Origin of the sequence: Prevotella sp. P5-126 (assembly GCF_002251185.1) — a bacterium.
In the GTDB taxonomy this organism is placed as follows: domain Bacteria; phylum Bacteroidota; class Bacteroidia; order Bacteroidales; family Bacteroidaceae; genus Prevotella.
This window is the reverse complement of record NZ_NPIZ01000037.1, coordinates 23,039-29,038: the sequence shown is the minus strand read 5'-3', so window position 1 is coordinate 29,038 and position 6,000 is coordinate 23,039. Positions and strand designations below refer to the sequence as shown.

Annotated in this window: 7 protein-coding genes; 1 reads left to right on the top strand and 6 read right to left on the bottom strand. The window is 44.1% G+C overall.

Annotated elements, in window-relative coordinates; genetic code table 11:
• Positions 1-203: 203 nt before the first annotated feature.
• The 6 genes from CIK90_RS03230 to CIK90_RS03205 form a co-directional block, all read right to left on the bottom strand.
• The gene (locus CIK90_RS03230; protein WP_144007214.1) at positions 204-686 is read right to left on the bottom strand and encodes a hypothetical protein; all 483 of its coding nucleotides are present in this window, start codon (positions 684-686) and stop codon (positions 204-206) included.
• A 319-nt stretch (positions 687-1,005) separates the two neighbouring features.
• The gene (tsf, locus tag CIK90_RS03225; protein ID WP_094389820.1) at positions 1,006-2,004 is read right to left on the bottom strand and encodes a translation elongation factor Ts; all 999 of its coding nucleotides are present in this window, start codon (positions 2,002-2,004) and stop codon (positions 1,006-1,008) included.
• Positions 2,005-2,044: 40 nt separating this feature from the next.
• Positions 2,045-2,887: a 30S ribosomal protein S2 gene (gene rpsB, locus CIK90_RS03220; protein ID WP_094464335.1), complete on the bottom strand. Its 843-nt coding sequence runs from the start codon at positions 2,885-2,887 to the stop codon at positions 2,045-2,047.
• Between the two features lie 120 nt (positions 2,888-3,007).
• Complete coding sequence (gene rpsI, locus CIK90_RS03215) at positions 3,008-3,394, bottom strand: 30S ribosomal protein S9 (RefSeq protein ID WP_094389822.1); 387 nt, start codon at positions 3,392-3,394, stop codon at positions 3,008-3,010.
• An 11-nt stretch (positions 3,395-3,405) separates the two neighbouring features.
• Complete coding sequence (gene rplM, locus CIK90_RS03210) at positions 3,406-3,867, bottom strand: 50S ribosomal protein L13 (RefSeq protein WP_094389823.1); 462 nt, start codon at positions 3,865-3,867, stop codon at positions 3,406-3,408.
• A gap of 268 nt (positions 3,868-4,135) precedes the next feature.
• Entirely contained in the window at positions 4,136-4,399 is a 264-nt protein-coding gene (locus CIK90_RS03205; RefSeq protein WP_216820905.1) for a hypothetical protein, read from the bottom strand.
• Positions 4,400-5,462: 1,063 nt separating this feature from the next.
• Between CIK90_RS03205 and CIK90_RS03200 the strand changes: the two genes are divergently transcribed.
• Positions 5,463-5,972 carry a hypothetical protein gene (locus CIK90_RS03200; RefSeq protein WP_144007213.1) on the top strand — a complete coding sequence of 170 codons (510 nt, stop codon included), beginning with the start codon at positions 5,463-5,465 and terminating at the stop codon, positions 5,970-5,972.
• The last annotated feature ends 28 nt before the right edge of the window (positions 5,973-6,000 follow it).

Below are 6,000 nucleotides of genomic sequence, written 5' to 3'. Positions count from 1 at the left end.
ACTTTGTCCTCGGTGATCATAGCGATTATTGTTTGTAAACTTTTGATTTTTTAGCACCTTAAAGTTACAACAATTTTCGCTAATCACCAAATTTTTAGACACTTATATTTCGTCGAACTCACGTTAATTTTATTTTATCCTGATACTTTCCAGTCATTAAGACCAGAAATGTTTTCTATTGAAGATTGTATGTATGTGAGGTTTTATCTTGCGCCATTCATCACATGGCGGCACATCTTCTGACGCTGACGAATAGCTTCGGGACTGTTATTACCCTGTTGTCGACAATTGCGATCTACCTGATGCTTACAGTATTTATGTTTTTTGTTCTTAGGATACTTAGCATAGATATGGTGCACATAAGCATGGTCACGCCAAGAGATGGGACGGTAGAAATAATAGGTGTTTTTATATTGATGCCATTGACGTTTGTTGAGCAACGACTTAATCTTTTTGTCTCTACTCTTACATCCTCTACCCTCTATGTCACGGTAACTGCTAATACCATCCAGATAAACAAGGTTGATGTGCAACAGTTCTTGACTCTGAACACGGGTCAATCCGAGTTCGGCTGTCATTATTCGGGTGATATAACTGGCCTCATCCTTCGCATGTTCGAGGCGTTGTGCTTTTGCAGCAACGGCAAACATCAGGATTGTTGCCATTGCGAATACCATTCTTTTCATAACTCTTCGATGTTTGGGTTATACCATGTTTATTATCTCTTCCAGAGCCAGCACGTGAGCGCAAACTCGTATCGTTTGACTTCTGATGGTGCAAAGATACGGAAAAGATGACAATAGAGTCAAGGGGAAATTCATAAACAATAATAGGAAAAACCCTATCGATAGCAGGGAAACATGTATAAAGCACAATCCGTCATGTGATATCCACTGTACATTTCCAGCATGCTACTCAAGTTGATTAATAATAACCAAAAAAAGGAGCACCCTTATGGGATGCTCCGCCAATAATATCGGATTGTGCTTAATGCCTATCTACGGATTACTCAGCAGAAAGGGTGAAGCGCTTGAAGTCAACGATCTTGAGATCCTTGTCCTGCTTAGCGAGCCACTGTGAAACAGAAGCTTTGTCGCCATCACCGAACTGGAACTCCTGGTCAACGAGACAGTTCTCTTTCAAGAACTTCTGTACGCGACCCTTAGCGATGTTGTCGATCATGTTCTCGTTGAGTGAAGCAGCCTTCTCAGCAGCAGCCTTTACCTTGATTTCGCGAGCCTCTTTAGCCTGCTCCTCAGTAATCCAACCCTTTTTCATGTTGCTCTCGATGTGATCTTCTGAGTCAACGTGAGCGGGATTGATACCGGCCTTCTTCAGCATGTTCTCAACATACTTCTCAACCTGCTCAAGCTTGGTCTTCTCAACAGCAGTCTTGTACTCCTCGTCGAGAACAGCCTGAGAAACCTTTGAAGCATCGAGTGCTACGGGCTTCATGGCAGCAACCTGCATAGCGAGCTTGTGGCCAATCTCTGCAACGGGTTTGTTGGTTTGTACCATAGTAGCAAGAGTATGCTTGCCCATGTGGTCGTAAACCTCGATATTCTCACCTTCGAGAACATTGTAACCGTCGAGTTCCATCTTCTCACCGGTGATACCTGAACGCTGAGTAACAGCGTCCTGAATCTTCTGACCATCAGCGAGAGTCAGCTCCTTCACAGCTTCGATGTCCTTAGCCTTAGCAGCTACAGCAGCATCGAGGATGCTCTGAGTGAGGGCGATGAAGTCAGCACCGTTGGCAACGAAGTCAGTTTCGCACTTCAGGGCGATGATAGCAGCGAAGCCATCAGCAACCTTTGCAAGAACACAACCGTTTGAAGTTTCGCGGTCGCTACGCTTTGCAGCGATAGCCAAACCACGCTCACGGAGCAGTTCCTTAGCTTTCTCGAAATCGCCTTCAGCCTCAGTCAGCGCTTTCTTAACGTCAGCCAGACCAGCACCAGTCATAGTGCGGAGCTTCTTGATATCTTCAATTGAAATAGCCATAATCTTTTTGCTTTTTTAGAATTGATGATTAAACCTTTAATTACTCTGCAGCAGGAGTATCCTCTTTTGCCTTAGGAGCTTCCTCTGCGGGAGCTTCAGCAGCCTTGCGAGGCTTGCGTGCAGCACGCTTAGCTTTTGCCTCGTCAGCATCAGCCTCAGCCTGTGCGTCTGCAGCTTTCTCGTCGGCTTTCTCTACCTTGCGCTCTTCGAGACCTTCGTTGATAGCCTGGCAGCAAGCATTGAGGATAACCTCTACGCTGTCCTTAGCGTCATCATTGGCAGGAATTACGAAGTCGATGTTGTTGGGGTTAGAGTTGGTGTCAACGATACCGAATACGGGGATACCCAGACGGTTAGCCTCGCGAACGGCAATCTGCTCTTTCAGCACGTCAACAACGAAGAGTGCAGAAGGCAGACGAGTCAGGTCAGCGATAGAACCGAGGTTCTTCTCCAACTTGGCGCGCTGACGGGTAATCTGCAGCAACTCACGCTTTGAGAGGTTGCTGTAAGTACCATCCTGCATGAGCTTGTCGATGTTCGCCATTTTCTTTACGGCCTTGCGGATAGTCGGGAAGTTGGTAAGCATACCACCCGGCCAGCGCTCAATAACGTAAGGCATATTCACGCTCGAAGCCTTCTCGGCGATGATTTCCTTAGTTTGTTTTTTAGTAGCGACGAACAGTACTTTCTTGCCGCTCTTGGCAATCTGCTTCAATGCTTCAGCAGCCTCGTCAATTTTAGCTACAGTCTTGTGGAGGTCAATGATATGAATACCGTTACGCTCTGTGTAGATGTACTGAGACATAGCGGGATTCCATTTGCGCTTCATGTGACCGAAGTGACATCCGGCCTGGAGCAATGTATCAAAATTAGTTCTTGACATTGTCTTAATGCTTTAAAATTGTTGTTTACTTTCTTTTTAATTCTTGTTGTTAGAACCAGCCGGCAGGTAATCCTATGATGGAGTCCTACCAGTTTAGATACTAAACGTGTCCAGTAGATATTAACGCTTACTGAACTGGAAGCGACGACGTGCCTTGGGCTGACCTGGCTTCTTACGTTCAACCTCACGTGAATCGCGGGTCAGGAAGCCTTGTACCTTAAGGGCCTTCTTGTCTTCTGCATTAACCTTAACGAGTGCACGGGCAATAGCGAGGCGGAGAGCCTGGCTCTGACCAGTGAAACCACCACCGTCGAGGTTAGCCTTGATGTCATATTTCTCAGCCACTTCGAGCAGGTTCAGCGGCTGCTTAACCACGTACTGCAGGATAGCTGAAGGGAAATATACACTGATATCTTTCTTGTTGATCGTGATTTTGCCTGTGCCTTCGCTCAGGTAAACGCGAGCTACAGAGCTCTTACGACGACCGATTGCATTAATCATTTCCATCTTCTATCTTATTATTTATACTGGTTAATATCAATTGCTTTGGGCTTCTGTGCCTCGTGGTTGTGCTCAGTTCCTTCATAGATGTAGAGGTTGTCGAGCAAGCTACGGCCGAGTGGGCCTTTGGGAAGCATACCTTTGACAGCGTGCTTCAAGATACGCTCAACGCCGAATGGCTGCTTGCGCAACATGGCGGGAGAGGTGAAGCGCTGTCCACCGGGATAACCAGTGTAGCGGGTGTAAACCTTGTCGGTTTCCTTTTTGCCGGTGAAAACCACCTTAGCGGCATTGATGATGATAACGTTGTCGCCACAATCTACGTGTGGTGTGTAGTTGGGCTTGTACTTTCCGCGGATGAGCTTAGCTACTTTAGAAGCAAGGCGACCAACAACCTGGTCTGTGGCATCAATAACCACCCACTCCTTCTTAGCTGTTTCCTTGTTAGCGGAAATAGTCTTGTAACTCAAAGTGTTCATTTTACTTTTTAATTTAACTACTAAAAAACATTTAATTCTCTTTTCTCTTATGCACAGACAAATACCACGGCAGAGGTCTAACTCCCTGCAGCAGTCTAACGTCTTGTGCTGAATCGTGATTCACAAACCGCTTTGCCCGGCCAAAGGCACTGCTATTTACACACGGTTCACGGGGATTCTAAGTCTCTCCCCAATAATCGGACTGCAAAGTTACGACTTTTCTTTTGATAGTCAGAGTGTTTAAGCTTGAAGATTATTATATTTATGATTATTTAACATTCGACAAAGAATCGTCCTCTTCGTCAGGTTCCTCGCCCTCAAGTTCCTTGATGCGGGTCTTGGCATCAGCAAGATCTGACTTGGACGAAGCAAGCTCCACCTTCAGATTGTGTATCTTCTTGTCCTTTTGGCATATGACACGGTTGAGACGTCCAATCTCCTCAGTCTTCTCGGAGTCGGACTTCTCAAGCTTACGCAGACGCTGATTAATCGAGCGTAAAATTTCGTCTATGTCTGTACACGGTCTTGCCATTCATCTGCAATGATAGGCATTTCTTGTGAAATGACCAAATGCGGTTTCACATCCATTAACGGAAGTTTTGCGTTTGCCCGAAACGCAAAATAGGCTCTCGTTGACGACTGTCTGCTTGAAGACATAATTTGGCTGCGCAAGTATGCCGCACCCACAGGCATCCTAATAGATCTAAAATTTGACAAATGTAGGCTACACATACATAAGACCATACATACAAACCGCTTTAACAATGATTTTGTTTTGGAACAAAATCAAGTTTATGAATTATTAACGAGTTCAGTTGACTATCTTATGCTGTGGGGGGCTGAGTAGTTACATTCATGAGTACTAACCATACACTGTAAACGCGCAGCAAGCGTATGGTTATTTATTAGTAATATGCCTCAGTACAAAGCAATATTTTTACTTCATAAAAACATATATAACATGCATAAACACGCCATTTGTTACCGTTTTTTTGTTAAAAACTTCAAATTCATTTGGTCGTTTCATAAATAATATTTAATTTTGAAGCGGTTTTCATGAAACATGCAGTTTCCTATAACATGATGAGTAGAGACTTATCGCTGAATTGTTACTTGGACTGCAGAATCCACGCCGACATGATGCGCTCACAGATTTTTTTAGTGTGTATGAGGTTCCGCATAGGCTAAGGGATATAAACCACAGAGGTAATGAGAGCCACTATTTATGGGAAGCGTTTATCATGCGCTTTGTAGCTTGACGTCTTGAAATTCTCGCAAAGTTTCAAAATGATTCAGTCACGTGACGAAGCAACGATAGATGCTCATGGGATGTTTTTATAATGCCCTGATATCATGCTGTACGTTGTTACTTTATAATAATGTACGTGTATGGTATAATGGGATTGTTATATCAACAATCGGCGTGGGTTTCTGACGTTGCTCGTTCTTGACTGAATGGGCAATGCGAGAAGCCTCAAGACGTAGGACGAGTGACAAGATCAGACTCCTACGCTTTTTGTTTATAGTCAATAACTTTTTCATGTAACAATGTATTATTGCCGATACTTGGGAGTCAGTTGGCCAGTTAAACACGTATGAAAAAGATTGCGTTTACACTTTTATTATTAGTTGGCTGTGCATCCTCAATGTTTGCACAGGCTAAATTTGAGCATGCACAGACACGTATTCAAGAGGGTATGTCTGAGTTTTTTGTTCGTCCTATGGTAGCCGAACTTCAAATGCTCAACAAAGATTGCCAAGAATGGTCTTTCAACATTTTCCCTGGTGTTCCTCTTTCCGACATCAGTGTTGACATGCTTGAAAATGCCAAGGCTAACGCAGCATTTAAAGCCACAAAACTTGCTGGTGCAGACATTATTCTTGGTGCTACTTTCTATGTTATTAACAACGAAAAAGCTAAAGGACTGGATGTTACCGTACGTGGTTATCCTGCCAAGTATGTGAAATTCCACAACTATGGCGAAGGACAACTTGGCGCTGACGACTCTAAGTGGATTACTCCATTGCAGGATGGTGCTCGCATACGTGCCATATCTGTTGACAACAAGCAGAACAAGGCTGTACAACGAAACACAAACAAGTAAATTTCAATATTAATTTTAAATTTTAAAG

Coding starts and splice junctions, on each gene's coding strand:
- CIK90_RS03230 (WP_144007214.1), bottom strand. CDS start 686: ATGAAAAGAATGGTATTCGCAATGGCAACAATCCTGATGTTTGCCGTT.
- tsf (WP_094389820.1), bottom strand. CDS start 2,004: ATGGCTATTTCAATTGAAGATATCAAGAAGCTCCGCACTATGACTGGT.
- rpsB (WP_094464335.1), bottom strand. CDS start 2,887: ATGTCAAGAACTAATTTTGATACATTGCTCCAGGCCGGATGTCACTTC.
- rpsI (WP_094389822.1), bottom strand. CDS start 3,394: ATGGAAATGATTAATGCAATCGGTCGTCGTAAGAGCTCTGTAGCTCGC.
- rplM (WP_094389823.1), bottom strand. CDS start 3,867: ATGAACACTTTGAGTTACAAGACTATTTCCGCTAACAAGGAAACAGCT.
- CIK90_RS03205 (WP_216820905.1), bottom strand. CDS start 4,399: ATGGCAAGACCGTGTACAGACATAGACGAAATTTTACGCTCGATTAAT.
- CIK90_RS03200 (WP_144007213.1), top strand. CDS start 5,463: ATGAAAAAGATTGCGTTTACACTTTTATTATTAGTTGGCTGTGCATCC.